The sequence below is a fragment of the Bradyrhizobium sp. USDA 3240 genome, from assembly GCF_054063295.1.
On sequence record NZ_JBSSGD010000002.1, the window covers coordinates 3,518,330 to 3,534,591 of the forward strand.

At 64.2% G+C, this 16,262-nt stretch carries 15 protein-coding genes; 8 read left to right on the plus strand and 7 right to left on the minus strand.

Annotation, left to right across the window (positions count from 1 at the left end; all coding sequences use genetic code 11):
- The first annotated feature begins 137 nt into the window (after window positions 1-137).
- Window positions 138-1,196 carry a polysaccharide deacetylase family protein gene (locus ACVIGA_RS17385; protein ID WP_456667307.1) on the plus strand — a complete coding sequence of 353 codons (1,059 nt, stop codon included), beginning with the start codon at window positions 138-140 and terminating at the stop codon, window positions 1,194-1,196.
- A 12-nt stretch (window positions 1,197-1,208) separates the two neighbouring features.
- Here ACVIGA_RS17385 and ACVIGA_RS17390 read toward each other — a convergent pair whose 3' ends face one another.
- Window positions 1,209-1,934, minus strand: coding sequence for a sulfite exporter TauE/SafE family protein (locus tag ACVIGA_RS17390; protein WP_456667308.1), 726 nt, complete (start codon window positions 1,932-1,934; stop codon window positions 1,209-1,211).
- Window positions 1,935-2,134: 200 nt separating this feature from the next.
- On the opposite strand from ACVIGA_RS17390, the gene ACVIGA_RS17395 reads away from it, so the two are divergent.
- From ACVIGA_RS17395 to ACVIGA_RS17410, 4 genes are all read left to right on the plus strand, one after another.
- Complete coding sequence (locus ACVIGA_RS17395) at window positions 2,135-2,365, plus strand: hypothetical protein (RefSeq protein ID WP_456667309.1); 231 nt, start codon at window positions 2,135-2,137, stop codon at window positions 2,363-2,365.
- Between the two features lie 252 nt (window positions 2,366-2,617).
- Window positions 2,618-3,418 (plus strand): SDR family NAD(P)-dependent oxidoreductase, encoded by an 801-nt coding sequence (locus ACVIGA_RS17400; protein ID WP_456667310.1) that lies wholly within the window; start codon window positions 2,618-2,620, stop codon window positions 3,416-3,418.
- 242 nt (window positions 3,419-3,660) lie between these two features.
- Window positions 3,661-3,969: a type II toxin-antitoxin system RelB/DinJ family antitoxin gene (locus tag ACVIGA_RS17405; RefSeq protein ID WP_212317135.1), complete on the plus strand. Its 309-nt coding sequence runs from the start codon at window positions 3,661-3,663 to the stop codon at window positions 3,967-3,969.
- Window positions 3,966-4,262 (plus strand): type II toxin-antitoxin system RelE/ParE family toxin, encoded by a 297-nt coding sequence (locus ACVIGA_RS17410; RefSeq protein WP_173639207.1) that lies wholly within the window; start codon window positions 3,966-3,968, stop codon window positions 4,260-4,262. Before ACVIGA_RS17405 ends, ACVIGA_RS17410 begins: the two co-directional genes overlap by 4 nt.
- 48 nt (window positions 4,263-4,310) lie before the next feature.
- On the opposite strand, the gene ACVIGA_RS17415 is transcribed toward ACVIGA_RS17410, so the two are convergent.
- The 5 genes from ACVIGA_RS17415 to ACVIGA_RS17435 form a co-directional block, all read right to left on the minus strand.
- Window positions 4,311-5,150 carry an alpha/beta fold hydrolase gene (locus ACVIGA_RS17415; protein WP_456667311.1) on the minus strand — a complete coding sequence of 280 codons (840 nt, stop codon included), beginning with the start codon at window positions 5,148-5,150 and terminating at the stop codon, window positions 4,311-4,313.
- Window positions 5,151-5,380: 230 nt separating this feature from the next.
- Complete coding sequence (gene boxB / locus ACVIGA_RS17420; protein WP_456670827.1) at window positions 5,381-6,817, minus strand: benzoyl-CoA 2,3-epoxidase subunit BoxB; 1,437 nt, start codon at window positions 6,815-6,817, stop codon at window positions 5,381-5,383.
- Window positions 6,818-6,838: 21 nt separating this feature from the next.
- Window positions 6,839-8,527 carry a 2,3-epoxybenzoyl-CoA dihydrolase gene (gene boxC, locus ACVIGA_RS17425; RefSeq protein WP_456667312.1) on the minus strand — a complete coding sequence of 563 codons (1,689 nt, stop codon included), beginning with the start codon at window positions 8,525-8,527 and terminating at the stop codon, window positions 6,839-6,841.
- A gap of 166 nt (window positions 8,528-8,693) precedes the next feature.
- Window positions 8,694-9,503 carry an alpha/beta fold hydrolase gene (locus ACVIGA_RS17430; RefSeq protein WP_456667313.1) on the minus strand — a complete coding sequence of 270 codons (810 nt, stop codon included), beginning with the start codon at window positions 9,501-9,503 and terminating at the stop codon, window positions 8,694-8,696.
- A 153-nt stretch (window positions 9,504-9,656) separates the two neighbouring features.
- A complete protein-coding gene (locus ACVIGA_RS17435; protein WP_456667314.1) occupies window positions 9,657-11,195 on the minus strand; it encodes a benzoate-CoA ligase family protein in 1,539 nt (512 codons plus the stop codon).
- Between the two features lie 159 nt (window positions 11,196-11,354).
- Between ACVIGA_RS17435 and ACVIGA_RS17440 the strand changes: the two genes are divergently transcribed.
- Window positions 11,355-12,272 carry a helix-turn-helix transcriptional regulator gene (locus tag ACVIGA_RS17440; RefSeq protein ID WP_312011696.1) on the plus strand — a complete coding sequence of 306 codons (918 nt, stop codon included), beginning with the start codon at window positions 11,355-11,357 and terminating at the stop codon, window positions 12,270-12,272.
- Window positions 12,273-12,413: 141 nt separating this feature from the next.
- Here the strand turns inward: ACVIGA_RS17440 and ACVIGA_RS17445 are convergent, their stop codons facing one another.
- Window positions 12,414-13,199: an IclR family transcriptional regulator domain-containing protein gene (locus ACVIGA_RS17445; RefSeq protein WP_456667315.1), complete on the minus strand. Its 786-nt coding sequence runs from the start codon at window positions 13,197-13,199 to the stop codon at window positions 12,414-12,416.
- A gap of 115 nt (window positions 13,200-13,314) precedes the next feature.
- Here ACVIGA_RS17445 and ACVIGA_RS17450 point away from each other — a divergent pair, with 115 nt between their 5' ends.
- Window positions 13,315-14,673 (plus strand): aromatic ring-hydroxylating dioxygenase subunit alpha, encoded by a 1,359-nt coding sequence (locus tag ACVIGA_RS17450; RefSeq protein ID WP_456667316.1) that lies wholly within the window; start codon window positions 13,315-13,317, stop codon window positions 14,671-14,673.
- Window positions 14,674-14,808: 135 nt separating this feature from the next.
- Entirely contained in the window at window positions 14,809-16,245 is a 1,437-nt protein-coding gene (locus ACVIGA_RS17455; protein ID WP_456667317.1) for a glutamine synthetase family protein, read from the plus strand.
- Window positions 16,246-16,262: the final 17 nt, after the last annotated feature.

Here is a 16,262-nt window from a genome sequence, read left to right on the forward strand (position 1 = left end):
GCCGGCTGTCAAACCCCAAATCAAAGGCCGAATCAAAGACCATGGCGGGGACGCCATATTGGATCGGGATAACAGTTTCTTCAGTGGTGTTTCGCTAAGTTTCCGGCGGAATGCAAATCGGCCAGCCCGTGCCCCTCATGAAACAACTCCGCAACACCGTGATCCGTGCCGGGATGGAGGCGTTGTATTTCTCGGGTGCGCACATCCTGCTGCGGCCGATCTTTGCCGGCGTCGGCGCCATCTTCATGCTGCACCACGTCCGCCCGCGCCGCGCCGACGCGTTCCAGCCCAACCATCATCTCGAGGTCACGCCCGACTTCCTGCGCGCGATGCTGACGCACCTGCGCGCGCTCGACGTCGATGTCGTCAGCATAGACGAGGCGCATCGCCGCCTCACCGAGCGGAATTTCGCGCGGCGCTTCGCCTGCTTCACCTGCGACGACGGCTACCGCGACAACCGTGATTTCGCGCTGCCTGTCATGCGCGAATTCGGCGCGCCGTTCACGGTGTTTGTCGCGAGCGATTTCGCAGAGGGCTGCGGCAAATTGTGGTGGATCGCGCTGGAGCGGATCATCGCCGCAGCATCGGCCTTCGAGGTGCCGATCGCCGGCGTCATGACGCGGATCGACACCGCGACGCCGCAAGCTAAGCGCACGGCGTTCAGCCGCATGCACGACTGGCTGCGTTCACTGCCGGGCGAGAAGGAGATGCAGGCCGAGATATCCGCGCTGTGCGCCCGCCACGGCGTCGACGAGGCCGGCATCGCGCGCGAGCTCTGCATGTCCTGGGACGAGTTGCGCGGCTTTGCCGACGATCCGCTGGTCACCATCGGCGCCCACACCATCACCCATTGCAATCTCGCCAAGCAGAGCGAGACCGTCGCATCGTTCGAGCTCGCTACCAGCCGGGCACGGATCGAGGATGCGCTGCAGCGGCAGGTCGCGCATCTCGCCTATCCCTACGGCGACCGGATCGCCGCCGGGCAGCGCGAATTCGCGCTCGCCAGATCGATCGGCTTTCGGACAGCGGTGACGACGCGGCCGGGCATGCTGTTTCCCGAAAGCGCCGAGCATCTGACCGCATTGCAGCGGGTCTCGCTGAACGGCAATTACCAGGACGCGCGGCTCTTGCCGGTGCTGACATCCGGCGCCGCCACCGCGGTGTGGAACGGTTTTCGCCGCATCGACGCGGCGTAATCAAGCAACGTCCTAAACCACCAGCAGCAGTCCCGACACCAGCAACAGGCCGAGGATCACCCGCCTGAAGTTGGCCTCGTCGATGTTGCGAAAGGCAAAGATGCCGAGCCCCGAACCGGCAAGCAGCGCCGGAGCGCCAAGCACAACGTCATAGGCGACCTTCATCGAGAGGTCGCGATGCAGCAGCATCATCACGAGCGCCGAAATCTGCATCGCGGCGATGAAGGGTTGCACGAGGCCGCGCTGTTGCTGCTTCGGCACGCCATGCATATCGCACCAGATGGTCGGCAGCGCGCCCGGCATCGCCGTCAGCCCGCCGATCAGGCCGCCGCCAAATCCGACAAGCGCGTTGCGCCCCTCCGGCAACCGGCCGTAGCCGATCGCTGGCCTGAACAGCATGTAGCCGGCATAGAATGCGACCAAGATTCCGAAGCCTTCACGAAAGGTCCGGCTGTCTGTGTTGTGCAACAGCCAAAGCGCGAGCGGCACGCCGAGCAGCCCACCGGCGATCAGAGACAGGCTCTGCTTCCACTGGATGTTGTGCCGAAGCGCCCACAGATTGGCTGCCTGTACACCGACGCTGCATGCCATCATCAGCGGCACCGCTTCGGTCGGCGACATCGCATGCAGCAGGATCGCGCCGGCGATTGCGGAAAAGGCAAAGCCGGCGAGACCGGACACGAAGGCGCCGCAAAACACCGCAGCGCTGAGCACAAGAAATGACGTGACGTCGGCCACAGCGTGGACCTCCGTTGATGACGGCGATGATGGATGGATCGGGAAGGCGCTAGTCGGTGTGAACCGCCCTCGCCTCTTGCGGCGCGGCCGCATCGGCCGTGGCCGCTGGCATCAGCAACGTCGCAGTGAGGAAGTGCAGCACAAGAAATCCGATTGCGATGGCAACAAGCAGCGTGATCTCGCTGACCTCCGGGAGCCGGATGACCGATTTGCGCGTCGACGACCGTTCAGTAACGGACATTGCGGCCGCCCTCCAAATTGGTGCAATGCCGGTCGGCGCGGTCGATCAGATGCTGATATTGCTTGAGAACGCGTCGCGCCTGAATCCGCCGCGAATAGTGAATTGCGCCGACGATCGCTGCGAACAGTCCTTTCCGCCTTCGGCGAAATTGAACGGGGGTGACAGGCATCACACCGGCCACCGGCAATGAAATGTGCTTCATTATTGGAACTCCTTGATCTGGAATTCCACCCCACGCGCATGATGCGGCAAAACCGGCTGACCAGTTTGTGCACTGCATCACATCTCAAGAAAGCTTGATCGATTCGACGCCCGCCCTTCGCGGGTAAACTGATCAGAACATCGCCGGAGATCGAGCAGGCTGAGCGTTCGCCGGCCGCGGCGGTTCCTTGACTAGCTCCATCAACCCGGCCAGAACGCTTGGCATAGCTAAGGAGGCAACATGTTCAAGGATCTGTTCTCACTGAAGGGCCGCGTCGCGCTGGTGACCGGGGGATCACGCGGCATCGGCAAGATGATCGCGGCCGGTTTCCTCGCGCAGGGCGCCGCGAAGGTCTACATCACCGCGCGCAAGGCCGGTCCCTGCGAGGCCACCGCCCAGGAGCTCACCGCCGCCTATGACGGCGAATGCATCGCGCTGCCGATCGACATCTCGACCGTCGAGGGCTGCGACAAGCTCGCGGGCGAGATCATCAAGCGCGAGCCGAAGCTCGACATCCTGGTCAACAATGCCGGCGCGGCATGGGGCGCGGACTTCGACGAATTCCCGGAGAGCGGCTGGGACAAGGTGATGAACCTCAACGTCAAGTCGATCTTCTTCCTGACCAAGGCGCTGGCCAAGCCGCTGCGCGCCGCGGCGACGCAGGACAAACCGGGCAAGGTGATCAACATCGCCTCGATCGACGGCATCTTCGTCAATCCGATGGAGACCTATTCCTATGCCGCCAGCAAGGCCGCGGTGATCCATCTGACGCGCCGGATGGCGACGCGACTGATCAAGGACAACATCAACGTCACCGCGATCGCACCCGGCGCCTTCAAGTCGGACATGAACCGCGCCGCGCGCGACCACGCCGACGAAGTCGCACAACGCGTTCCGTCGCGACGCGTGGGCAGCGACGAGGACATGGCAGGCACCGCGATCTATCTCGCCTCGCGCGCCGGCGACTATGTCGTGGGCAACACCATCGCGGTCGATGGCGGCGTGGTGTATGCGACCGCGGGGCTCGAGATCGCGGGGTAAGCGACCGCGTCGCTCACGCGCATTAGAACACCGCCGCGCGGCGCTTGGCAGCGAGACTGGTGATACACAAAGGGCGCCTCGCTCGCAGCGAGGCGCCCTTTGTCGCATGGAGTCCGATGGCAATGGGCCTCGCCAAGAAGCGAGGCCACTTTCGTCACTGTGGTCACCCCCAGTTGCGGCCGTGACGCCTCTGGCGCATGTCATTCAGATGCATTACATTGATCGTGAGTAAGGAGATCGCTATGGCTTCGAATGCCCTAGTCCAAACCCGCATCGATGCGGACGTAAAAGAGAAGGCCACCGCGGTTCTGGAAAACATGGGTCTCACGGTGTCGGACGCGGTGCGGATATTGCTGACGCGCACGGCCAATGAAGGGACGCTTCCACTGGAGCTCGTCAGCAACAGCCAAGCTTACGACAGCTGGTTTCGCGAGAAGGTGCGCCAGGCGCTGGCGGATACACGGCCGAGTCTCGATGATTCCGAAGTCGAAGCGCATTTCGCGCAACGTCGTGCCGCCGCACTTCGAAAGGCGGCGGAACGCAAACGGTGAAGCTCGTCTGGACGCGCTTCGCACTGTCCGATCGCGACGACATTTTCAGCTACATCGAGGCGGAGAATCCCCGTGCCGCGGTTCATGTCGATGAACAGATCGCCGATGCCGCGCGGCGCCTGCTCGACTTTCCTGACAGTGGCCGGCCCGGGCGTGTCGCCGGAACGCGGGAGTTAGTCATCCCGCGCACACCTTATGTCGCAGCGTACCTTGTCGACGGCGAGACCGTTCGCATCTTGCGCGTGCTTCACGGCGCGCAGATGTGGCCCGACGAACTTGCAAATGACGATTAAAGCCGGTTGAGCGGCGAACGCCGAGCAGCCACCGCCGATCCGCCTTCCTCAGAGACTCGACGCGAACTCGTCGACGAGCCGGTCGAACGCGTCGGCTCTTTCCCACTGCGTGGCGTGGCCGGCACCGTCGACCACCTGAACCTGGCCGCGCCATAGCGTCGGCGCGGGCAGCCGTTGCAGATAACCGAGATCGACCATCTGCTCCTCGCTGCCATGCACGATCGCCAGCGGAATCCCGAGGCCGCGCACGATCTCGACCTCGTCGGCGAAGCGGCCGGCCTGCACGCTGGCGCCGAGGTAGCCGCGCGCATTGCCGTCGGTGCGGCGGAAATCGGCGTCGACGAACGAGGGCAACGGCGCATAATCCGGCGCGAAGACCGTCTTCAGCCAGGCCGCGATCTCGGCATCGCTGGGCGCCGGCGTGAAGGTGGTCGCCGACAGCCCCTTGAACCCGGAGAACCCGTCCGGCGCCTTGCTGATCGGTGGCGTACCGAAAATCATCAGCCCGGCCGTCATCGGCAAAGACGGGGCTGCGTTGAGCACGGCATGTCCACCGAGGCTCCAGCCCACCACCACCGCGTCCTTCAGGCCGAGCTCCTTTGCGGCCGCGGCAATGCAGCCGGCATAGCCTGCACCCGAATAACCGTGTTCCGGATCGGGCGCAGGCGACGAACCGCCATGTCCGGGAAGATCGATCGAGATCACGCGGTACTTGGCGCCAAGCGGCCCCTGGAGTTGCTTCTGCCAGATCTGCGATGACGACGAATTGCCGTGGATCAGCAGGATGTCGCGGCCGGTGCCCGCACTCTCGAAGCCCGCGATCGTTTGCTCACCGAACTGGAGCTTGAGCGGACGCAGGGTCGGCCCCGGAAAAATCTCTTCACTCATGATGGCCCCGCCGTATTCCTGATCCGCGACAACCGGCTCAAGCGGTCATTGCAGTTCATGTTGAAGCTGCGTGATTTCCGCGCGAAGGCGTCTCGCTTGTCAAGCCGGGAAGCTCCAAGGCTTCATCGCGCACGCGAACGCACGTCTCAAAAAGAAAAGGGGCAAGCCAGGACCTTCTCGGCTTACCCCTTTTCGGCCCCTCCGGGAGGAGAGGAACTGCTAGCTGAAACTCAGCTCTCGATTCTCACATATTCGAAGTCGCCGGGCTTGTTGTCGATGCCGACCTTGGGCGCCGAAATCCACGAGGCGAACTCGCCGGGTTCGGTCACCGGCTTCATCAGCGAGGCGATGAAGTCGCCGTCCGCGGTCGACGGCAGCCAGTCGTTCTTGCGCTTGGCCCAGGTGGCGTCGTCGATCAAGAGGCCATCCGGCGTCGCATGGATGTCCTTGAACTCGCCGATCTGGCGGTGGAAGGCGGTGTTCGGCACCGCGAGCTTGTAGTCGATGCCGGCGGTGGAGATCACCTTGTTCCAGCGCAGCATGCCCTTGACGCAATCCTGCGTGTAGTCGTCGCGCAGCCGCATGTTGAGCGCGGTCAGCGCCGGCTCGTCGACCATCTTGATCTGGCCGTCCACCATCTTCATGACCGGATAGGTCGAGCTCTTGAGCTGGTGATCGTCCTCGATCGTGGTTTCCTTGTAGCGGCCCTTGATGCCGGCATTGAAGGCATTCGCCGCGTTGGTCGATACTTCGGAACCGAACAAATCGAGCGACAGCGAATAGTGCAGGTTCAGCTTCTTCTGGATGGTCGGCAGATCGATCACGCCGAGCGCGCGGATTTTTGCGATGTCGTTCGGATCGGTGATGCCGGCTTCCGTCATCGCATCGCAGGTGCGCTGCACGACGCGGGTGATGCCGGTCTCGCCGACGAACATGTGATGGGCTTCCTCGGTCAGCATGAAGCGGCAGGTGCGCGACAGCGGATCGAAGCCCGACTGCGCCAGCGAGTGCAGCTGCATCTTGCCGTCGCGGTCGGTGAAGTAGGTGAACATGAAGAACGACAGCCAGTCCGGCGTCGCCTCGTTGAAGGCGCCGAGCATGCGTGGGCTATCCGCATCGCCCGAGCGGCGACGCAACAAATCGTCGGCTTCCTCGCGGCCGTCGCGGCCGAAATACTTCTGCAGGAGGTAGACCATCGCCCAAAGATGGCGGCCTTCCTCGACATTGACCTGGAACAGGTTGCGCATGTCGTAGAGCGAGGGCGCGGTCTTGCCGAGATGGCGCTGCTGCTCGACCGAGGCGGGCTCGGTGTCGCCCTGGATCACGATCAGGCGGCGCAGCATGGCGCGATGCTCGCCGGGGACTTCCTGCCAGGCCGGCTTGCCGTAGTCTTCGCCGAACGGAATGACGCGGTTCTCTTCCTGCGGTGCAAGCAAAATGCCCCAGCGATATTCGGGCATCCGCACGTAGTCGAACTTGGCCCAGCCGCGCGGATCGACCGAGTAGGCGGTACGCAGATAGACCAGCGACTCCTGGAAGCCGTCCGGCCCCATGTCCTTCCACCAGTCCATGTAGCCGGGGTGCCAGCCCTCCAGCGCCTTGAGCACCTGGCGGTCTTCGGCGAGATTCACATTGTTTGGAATCTTGGTCGAGTAATCGACGTTCATGATGTTCATGGCCGTGCTCCCTTAAACGCGTGTCATGTCGAATTGCGCCTTCTGGCCGGTGCCGTAGCGGCGCAGCGCGCCGTCCTCACCGACCGCATTGGGCCGCTGGAAGATCCAGTTCTGCCACGCCGTGAGGCGCGAGAAGATCTTCGATTCCATGGTCTCGGGACCGACAAAGCGCAGATTGGCTTCCATGCCGGTGAGGCCATCGGGAGAGAACGAGGTCCGCTCTTCGAAGAACACGCGGACCTCGTCGTCCCAGTCGATATCGTCGAGCGCGAAGGTCACGAGGCCGAGCTCCTCGGCCTCCTCCGCGTCGAGCGCCTTGCCGATCGAGCCCTGCGCGCGTTCGATATCCATTGGGTCGGCCTGGAAGCGCGATTGCAGCCGGGTCAGGCCATGGCTCATCGGATACGGCCCGAAATTCATCGCCGTCAGTTCGATCGCCGGCGGCGGGCGGTTATCGCCCTGCTTCTGGCCGATCAGCATATAGGAGCGGTCGGCGGCGAACACGAGCTCGGCCAGGGTGCCGACGAAGCAGGAGCCGGGCTCGACCAGCGTCACCAGCGTGCGTGAGGTGACGTCGATGCGCTTGAGCACGCGCTTCCAGTAATGCCTGACCTCGTTGACCAGCCAGTGCGCCTTGTTGGCTTCCATGAACGCGTCATAGGAGACGACATTGGCGCGGTCGCCATGGCTCTTGAACACCAGCATCGCGGTCTCGAGCTCGTTGATGCGCAGATGCAGGATCGCATCGTCGAGCTCGCGGGCGACCTGCAGCGGCCAGAACGAAGCGCCCTGTCCGATCATGCCGTCGATGTCGGCAGGCGCCGCAGCTTCCGGCGCCTTGATCGAAATGGTGGCGATGCGCGCGGCGCGATCGATGTCGACGCTGACGAAGCCGTAGCGGATGGCGCTGTCGTCGATGGTCCGCGTCAGCGGCGCCAGTGCGATGCCACGGCCCTCGCCGTTGCGCTTCGACCTGGCGGCGAATTCCTTGACGCGCTCGGCAAGCTTGCCCTCGAGCTTGGAGTTCGGCGCGATCTCGTCGACCAGCCGCCACTGCACCGCGCGCTTGCCCTTGATGCCTTCCTCGATGGTGCAGAAGAAGTCGGCGTGGTCGCGGCGCACCTTGCGCTTGTCGACCACACGCGTGAGGCCGCCGGTGCCCGGCAGCACCGCGAGCAGCGGCACTTCCGGCAGCGCGACGGCGGCCGCGCCGTCATCGGCCATCATGATGTGGTCGGTCGCGAGCGCCAGCTCATAGCCGCCGCCGGCGGCGGTGCCGTTGACGACGGTGATGAAGCTCTGGCCGGAGTTCTCGCTGGAATCCTCCAGCCCGTTGCGGGTCTCGTTGGTGAACTTGCAGAAGTTGACCTTGTGGGCGTGGGTCGAGCCCGCCAGCATCCGGATATTGGCGCCGGCGCAGAACACGCGGTTCTTGCCCGAGCGCATCACCACGACCTTCACCTCGGGATGCTCGAAGCGCAGCCGCTGCACAGCGTCGGCAAGCTCGATGTCGACGCCGAGATCGTAGGAGTTCAGCTTGAGCTGATAACCCTCGAACAGGCCGGCGTTCTCGTCGACGTCCATGGTCAGCGTCGCGACGTCGCCGGCAATGTCGAGCTTCCAGTGCCGGTAGCGCGACGGGTTGGTCTGGAAGTCGATGTACTTCGCCCCGCCTGCAAGGACGCGATCGTCACCAGCCATGGGCCACCCTTATCTGTTGTTCGTTTGAAGGTTCGTTCGTCGAGGTCGTCATGCACAATAGTGCATGTTTTTGATTTCGTCTAGCTCAAAACTCAAAAACATGCATTTTGTTTCATGTTCGAGAAATTCACCCATTGGGCCAATGGCCTGGCACCGGCACCAAAAGTCAGGCCGCCAGTGCCGGGTCGTCGCGCAGCGCCGCTTTGGCGAATTCGGTGACCGCTTCGAGCGTGACAGAGGGCGCCTCGCGGTGCGGCGAGTGGCCGGCGCCGCCGATCGCGGCGACGTCGACCGGGCAGTAGCACTCGTCCTGGGCGATCTCGACCTGACGCATCGTGCCGTATTGATCATCCGCACCCTGCACGATCAGCACGGGCACGCGGATGTAGGCGAGATATTCGGAGATATCCCAGTCGCGGAATGCCGGATCGAGCCAGGCGTCGTTCCAGCCACGGAAGGCGTTGTCGACATCCTTGTGCCAGCGCGCCAGCTTCTCCTTCAGATTCGTGGTCTCATACGCCGTCTTGATCTCGGCGATCGACTTCACCGAAATGTCCTCGACGACGAAGTGCGGCGCGAGCAGCGCGAGGCCGTGCAGGCGATGATCCTGATGCGCGCCGGCATAGATCGCCGCGATCGACGCGCCGTCGGAGTGGCCGACCAAGAGGCCGCGGCGGAAGCCGATCCGATCGAGTAGCTTCGGCAGCACGTCCAGCGCTTCGCGATGCATATAGTCGACCGGACGCGGCAGCTTCGCCGGCGACGACGCGCCATAGCCCGCGCGCGAATAGGCGAACACGCCGGCGCCGGTCGCCGCCTGCAGCTTGTCGGGGAAGTCGCCCCACAGCCCGACGCTGCCGAGACCTTCGTGGAGCATCACGAGGGTCGGCGCCGTCTCGGGTGACGGACCGATCATCCGGTACTCGAGTTCGGCGCCGCCGATGCTGAGGAAGCCCGCGGGGTTCAAGTTCGTCATGGTGGGCCTTCCTCACTCGTCGTCCCGGCGAAGGCCGGGACCCATAACCACAGGGGTCAGTTGTTGCGCAAAAGCCGTTGAACAGCGTCTTTCAAAAACGAAGGACGCGGCGTATGGGTCCCGGCGTTCGCCGGGACGACGCAAGTGGAAATGCTAGTGCGCGCCGTCGTCGTGCCGCAACTTGAACCGCTGGATCTTGCCGGTCGCCGTCTTCGGCAGATTGTCGACCACATCGATCCAGCGCGGATATTTCCACGGGCCGATCTTCTGCTTGACGTGTTCCTTCAGCGCCTCGTGCAAACCATCGGCCGAACTCTCGGGCCGCAGCACCACATAGGCCTTCGGCTTCAAGAGCCCTTCCGGATCGGCCTCCGGCACGACGGCGGCTTCCAGCACGGCGGGATGGGTGATCAGCGCGCTCTCGACCTCGAACGGCGAGACCCAGATGCCGGACACCTTGAACATGTCATCGGCGCGGCCGCAGAAGGTGTAACGACCGTCGGCATCGCGCGTGTATTTGTCGCCGGTGCGGGTCCACGCGCCCTCGAAAGTGGCGCGGCTCTTGGCGCGCTGATTCCAGTAGCTCTCGCCGGCCGAGGGTGCATCGACCAAGAGCTCGCCGACCTCACCGTCGGCGACGTCGGCTCCGAGCTCGTTGACCAGCCGCACCTTGTAGCCGGGCACCGGACGCCCCGAGGAGCCGTATTTGATGTCGCCGGGCGCATTCGACAGGAAGATGTGCAAGAGCTCGGTCGAGCCGACGCCGTCGAGGATGTCGACGCCGAACCGCGCGCGCCACGCATTACCGACCGATTCCGGCAACGCCTCGCCGGCCGACGTGCAGACCCGCAGGCGATCGCCGCCGGACTGCGCCTTGGTCGCCTCGTCGTTCAGCATCGCGGCGAACAGGGTCGGCACGCCGAAGAAGATGCTGGGATGATATTTGTTCATCAGCGCGAACATCACCGCCGGCGTCGGACGCTCCGAATTCAGGATCGTCGTTGCGCCGACCGACATCGGGAAGGTCAGCGCATTGCCGAGCCCATAGGCGAAGAACAGCTTTGCCGCCGACAGGCCGACATCGTCCTCGCGGATCCCGAGCACCTGCTGGGCATAGGTCTCCGCGGTCGCCGCGAGATTGGAATGCAGATGGCGCACGCCCTTCGGCATGCCGGTCGAGCCCGACGAATAGAGCCAGAACGCCGGCTCGTCGGCATGCGTCGACGCGGTCGCGAACACGTCGCCCTCGCGCGCGATCTCATCCGACAGCTTCTTGTGGCCGTGCGCGTCCTTGCCGGAGACCACGACATGCTCGAGATCGGGCATGCGCGCGATGATGTCCTTCACGACAGGCAGCAGCGCCTCGGACACGAACAGCACGCGCGCGCGGCAATCACTGAGGATGTAGGCGTATTGCTCTGATGTCAGCAGCGTGTTGAGCGGCACCGGCACCACGCCGGCGCGGATCGCGCCGAGGAACACGATCGGGAAATCGACCGTATCGAGCATGATCATGGCGACCCGCTCCTCGCGGCGGACGCCGAGCCGGCGCAGCATGTTGCCGACCCGCCGGGTCTGCTGCTGCAACTCGCCATAGGTGATTTGCGAGACCGTATCGTCGAACACGACCTTGGCGCCGCGGCCCTCATCGACATTGCGGTCGAGCAGCCAGGTGACTGCATTGTAGGTCATGGCCCGCTCCTCAGGCACAGGCGCGCCGCGCCTGTCCTCTCTCGTCAAGATTTAAGAATTATAATTCATACAAAGCCACCACATTGGCTTGCTGTCAATCCTCATCGGCATTATGTTTCCTAGACCATTGGACCTGATTCAGTCAGGACCGCGCGTCGCATGGGGATCATGACCGAAGCCAACGATCCGGAAACCGACTTCCTCGAACAGCTCGGGCAGCGGGTGCGCACCATGCGCGCGCTCCGCGGCATGTCGCGCAAGGTTCTCGCCAAGGTCTCCGGCATTTCCGAACGCTACATCGCCCAGCTCGAAAGCGGCAAAGGCAATGTCTCGATCGTGCTGCTGCGCCGTGTCGCAGGCGCGATGGGCGCGCATCTCGAGGATCTGATCCCCTCGAGCGAGCCGATCCCGGACTGGGCCGTGATCCGCGATCTCCTGCGCAAGGCGTCGCCGAACCAGATCGCGCAGGCCAAGGACATGCTCGCCGGCAGCAGCCCGCTGGCGCCGCGCGGCGCCTCGTTCTCAGGCATCGCGCTGATCGGCCTGCGCGGCGCCGGCAAGACCACGCTCGGGCGGATGCTGGCGAAGAAGATCGGCTGGAGTTTCGTCGAGCTCAACAAGGAGATCGAGGCGCAGAACGGTCTCTCGGTCGCCGAGATCATCGCGCTGTACGGCCAGGAAGGCTTTCGCCGCATGGAGCAGGCCGCGCTGACGCAGCTGCTCGCGCGCAAGGAATTGATGGTGCTGGCGACCGGCGGCGGCATCGTCTCCGAGGCGCTGACCTTCGACCTGATCCTGTCGTCGTTCTACACGATCTGGCTGAAGGCCGAGCCGGAAGAGCACATGGCCCGCGTCCGCCGCCAGGGCGATCTGCGCCCGATGGCCGACGACCGCTCCGCGATGGCCGAACTGCGCAACATTTTGGTCAGCCGCGAACCGCTTTATGCTCGCGCATCCGCGGTGGTCGACACCGCCGGGCTTTCGGTCGATGCGGCCGCGGCGCGATTGATCGATTCGGTGCGGCCGGTGCTGCAGAACGAGGCGCGCAGCTTCGGGCTGCGCAGCGTGGCGCTGTAATCTTACAGCTTGATCGACCCGCTATCCCCGTCATTGCGAGCGAAGCGAAGCAATCCATCTTTCCGCGCGTATGGATGCATGGATTGCTTCGTCGCTAACGCTCCTCGCAATGACGAAGCATCGCGAGGAAATAAGAGCGCCTTACAATAGCCTGCTCTTCACATCATCCGCACCGTCGCGCAGCAGCGGCAGGAAGCGGTCGATCAATTCCTTGGCCGGCACGCGATCGACATGCGCGCCCATGTTGATGGCGGCGACGATGGTGCCGTCATAGCGATGCACCGGCACCGAGATCGAACGGAAATGCGGCTCGGCCTCGCGGTCGACCAGCGAGTAGCCCTGCGCACGATCGGCGATGATGGTGGCGAGCAGCTTCTTCGGATCGGTCGTGGTCTGCGGCGTCACCGGATCGCGGCGCATCGCCTTCAGGCGTACCGCGAGCTCGGCATCGCCGAGCCGGCCGAGCATCGCGCGGCCCACTGACGTGCAGAACGCCGGCAGCCGGTAGCCGATATCGAGACCGCCGGAGAACACCCGCGTCGGGCTCGAGCGCGCGACGAACACGACGTCGTCGCCATCGAGCAGCGCGAGCGAGGCGATCTCCTGCGCTGCGGTCGCGATGCGGTCGAGCACCGGTTGCAGCACCGTCACCACCTGGTTGGATTGCAGGAATGAGCCCGCGAGCGTCAGCACATGCGGTGTCAGCGTGAACAGTTTGCCGTCGGTTGCGACGAAGCCGCCATGCGCTAGCGTGAACAGGATGCGGCGCGCGGTGGCGCGCGGCAGGTCGGCGGCGCGGGCGAGGTCACTCAGCGTGGCCGGACCACTGACAGTGCCGAACACCTGCAAAAGGCGCAGGCCGCGATCGAGCGCCTCGACGAAGTCGGTGGCGCGCTCGTCCTGATCGGTCCGCTTCAGCTTGGGCATTGGGGGCTCGCGGATTTGAACGGTTCAAAAATTGCGCTTGCGGTTGGAATGAGACATGGCATAATTCGCACATTCGTTCAATAGGCGAACAAATCCACATTCGGGAGACGCCGCCATGATGAGCCAGGAAGCGAACGATCTGATCACCCGCACCGGGCGCAAAGACCCTTGCGGAAAGCTTATGCGGATGTACTGGCAGCCGGCGGCGCTGGTCGACGAGTTGGAAGGGCCGCGCCCGGTTCGACCGGTGCAGCTGCTCGGTGAAAACCTGGTGCTGTTCCGCAGCGAGGACGGCAGCTACGGGCTAATCGATCGCCACTGCGCGCACCGCGGCGCCGACCTCGCCTTCGGCCGGCTCGAGAATGGCGGGCTGCGCTGCGCCTTCCACGGCTGGCTGTTCGACGCATCAGGCCAGTGCATCGAGACGCCGGCCGAGCCTGTTGGATCGCAACTCTGCAAGGGTATCAAGCAGCGCTCCTATCCCGTGGTGGAGAAGAGCAGCATCCTGTGGGCCTATCTCGGCGAAGGCGCCCCGCCGGCATTTCCGGAGCTCGACTGCTTCGTCGCACCCGACAGTCATACGTTCGCGTTCAAGGGCCACATGAACTGCAACTGGCTACAGGCGCTGGAGGTCGGCATCGATCCGGCGCACGCCTCCTTCCTGCATCGCTTCTTCGAGGACGAGGACACCTCGGGCGCCTACGGCAAGCAGTTCCGCGGCGCCTCCGCCGGCAGCGACATGCCGATGACCAAGATCCTGCGCGAATATGATCGGCCGATCATCAATGTCGAGCACACCGAATACGGCCTGCGCCTGATCGCGCTGCGCGAGCTCGACGAGGAGCGCACCCATGTGCGCGTCACCAACCAGCTATTCCCACACGGCTTCGTCATCCCGATGTCGACCGAGATGACGATCACGCAGTGGCACGTGCCGGTCGATGACGAGAACTGCTACTGGTACGCGATCTTCACCAGCTACGCGGCCCCGGTCGACAAGCAGAAGATGCGCGACCAGCGGCTCGAGCTCTATACGCTGCCCGACTACAAGTCGCGCAAGAACCGCAGCAACGACTACGGCTTCGATCCCCACGAGCAGGCGACCGAGACCTATACCGGCATGGGCAGCGACATCAACGTCCACGATCAGTGGGCGGTGGAATCGATGGGGGCGATCCAGGATCGCACCAACGAGCATCTCGGCCAGAGCGACAAGGCGATCGTGCAATATCGCCGCCTGTTGCGGCAGGAGATCGAAAAGGTTTCCGGCGGCGAGAAACCGATGCTGTTCCTCGACGAAGCCTCCGCGCGTAGCATTCAGGGTCCGGCGACGATGGACGGCATCGGACCGACGCTGGGCTGGGAGCTCTACTGGATGGAAGTCGACGTCAAGCGCCGCCGCGGCGCGCCGTGGGCCGCCCCCGTGCCGCGCGAGATCGCCGGCAAGGTGCACCACCTGACGGCGGCGGAGTAATGTGTGTGAAGTTGTCATTCCGGGGCGATGCGGCAGCATCGAACCCGGAATCTCGAGGTTCCCCGATGCGCAGTGCGCATCTGTGGTCTGGTCCTTCGGACCATCCCGGAACGACAGCAACAAAGGAGTGACGCGATGAGCTTCGTCGAGCGTCACGGCCTGTGGTCGGATGAGCAGAAGGAGGCCGCGAACCGCCTCCGCCGCATCGTCGAGGAGAAGAACCTCGAAGTCATCCGCCTCTCGTTCCCCGACCAGCACGGCATCCTGCGCGGCAAGACCTTGATCGCGAGCGAAGCGGTGCGCTCGCTGGAGGGCGGCTGCTCTATCACCACGACGATGCTCGCCAAGGACACCTCGCACAAAACGGTGTTTCCGGTGTTCACCGCAGGCGGCGGCTTCGGCATGAAGGAGATGGAGGGCGCGGCCGACGTGCTGATGGTCGCCGACCCCACCACGTTCCGCGTGCTGCCCTGGGCGGAGAACACCGGCTGGCTGCTCTGCGACCTCTATTTCAGCGACGGACGGCCGGTGCCGTTCGCGACCCGCAACCTCTATCGCAAGGTGCTCGATCAGCTCGGAAGCCGCGGCTACGATTTCGTCGCCGGCCTCGAGGTCGAATTCCATCTGTTCAAGCTCGACGACGCCCACATGGCGCCGGAGGATGCCGGCCAGCCCGGGCGGCCGCCGTCGGTCAGCCTACTGTCGCATGGCTATCAGTACCTCACCGAGCAGCGCTACGATCAGATGGAGCCGGCGCTCGAAATCATCCGCCGCGACATCATCGCGCTCGACCTGCCGTTGCGCACGGTCGAGGTCGAGTTCGGTCCGAGCCAATGCGAATTCACCTTCGCGCCGACCGTGGGGCTTGCACCCGCCGACATCATGGTGCTGTTCCGCTCCGCCGTGAAGCAGATCGCGCGCCGCCACGGCTATCACGCGACCTTCATGTGCCGACCCAAGCTGCCGAACGTGTTCGCCTCGGGCTGGCATCTGCATCAATCGCTGGTATCGCGCGCCAACGGCGAGAACGTCTTCATGCCGAAGGAAGCCGGCGAGCCCTTAAGCGCGCTCGGCCGCGCCTGGCTGGCCGGCCTGATCGAGCATGCACGCGCCTCGACCGTGTTCACGACGCCGACCATCAACGGCTACAAGCGCTATCGCTCCTATTCGCTGGCGCCGGATCGCGCGATCTGGGGCCGCGACAACCGCGGCGTGATGATCCGCGTGCTCGGCGGCGCGGGCGATCCGGCAACGCGGCTGGAGAACCGGATCGGCGAGCCGGCGGCGAATCCGTATCTCTACATGGCGTCGCAAATTCTTTCTGGCCTCGACGGCGTCGACCGCAAGCTCGATCCCGGCCCGTCCGCCGACACGCCCTATGAGACCAAGGCAGCGCTGTTGCCGAAATCGCTGCGCGAAGCCGTGTTTGCGCTTCAAGACGATCCGTTCTTCCGCCAGGCGCTCGGGCCCGAGTTCGTCGACTATTACGTCTTCATCAAGAACGCGGAGATCGAACGCTTCCAGGCCGAGGTGTCGGACTGGGAGCAGCGCGAATATTTCGAGATGTTTTGACCTCACCGCGGCACAAC

What these genes read in the sequence shown, in the direction of transcription:
- ACVIGA_RS17385 (WP_456667307.1), top strand. Translation starts at nt 138, where the DNA reads ATGAAACAACTCCGCAACACCGTGATCCGTGCCGGGATGGAGGCGTTG.
- ACVIGA_RS17440 (WP_312011696.1), top strand. Translation starts at nt 11,355, where the DNA reads ATGGGGATCATGACCGAAGCCAACGATCCGGAAACCGACTTCCTCGAA.
- ACVIGA_RS17450 (WP_456667316.1), top strand. Translation starts at nt 13,315, where the DNA reads ATGATGAGCCAGGAAGCGAACGATCTGATCACCCGCACCGGGCGCAAA.
- ACVIGA_RS17435 (WP_456667314.1), bottom strand. Translation starts at nt 11,195, where the DNA reads ATGACCTACAATGCAGTCACCTGGCTGCTCGACCGCAATGTCGATGAG.
- boxB (WP_456670827.1), bottom strand. Translation starts at nt 6,817, where the DNA reads ATGAACGTCGATTACTCGACCAAGATTCCAAACAATGTGAATCTCGCC.
- ACVIGA_RS17415 (WP_456667311.1), bottom strand. Translation starts at nt 5,150, where the DNA reads ATGAGTGAAGAGATTTTTCCGGGGCCGACCCTGCGTCCGCTCAAGCTC.
- ACVIGA_RS17405 (WP_212317135.1), top strand. Translation starts at nt 3,661, where the DNA reads ATGGCTTCGAATGCCCTAGTCCAAACCCGCATCGATGCGGACGTAAAA.
- ACVIGA_RS17400 (WP_456667310.1), top strand. Translation starts at nt 2,618, where the DNA reads ATGTTCAAGGATCTGTTCTCACTGAAGGGCCGCGTCGCGCTGGTGACC.
- ACVIGA_RS17455 (WP_456667317.1), top strand. Translation starts at nt 14,809, where the DNA reads ATGAGCTTCGTCGAGCGTCACGGCCTGTGGTCGGATGAGCAGAAGGAG.
- boxC (WP_456667312.1), bottom strand. Translation starts at nt 8,527, where the DNA reads ATGGCTGGTGACGATCGCGTCCTTGCAGGCGGGGCGAAGTACATCGAC.
- ACVIGA_RS17445 (WP_456667315.1), bottom strand. Translation starts at nt 13,199, where the DNA reads ATGCCCAAGCTGAAGCGGACCGATCAGGACGAGCGCGCCACCGACTTC.
- ACVIGA_RS17395 (WP_456667309.1), top strand. Translation starts at nt 2,135, where the DNA reads ATGACCGATTTGCGCGTCGACGACCGTTCAGTAACGGACATTGCGGCC.
- ACVIGA_RS17430 (WP_456667313.1), bottom strand. Translation starts at nt 9,503, where the DNA reads ATGACGAACTTGAACCCCGCGGGCTTCCTCAGCATCGGCGGCGCCGAA.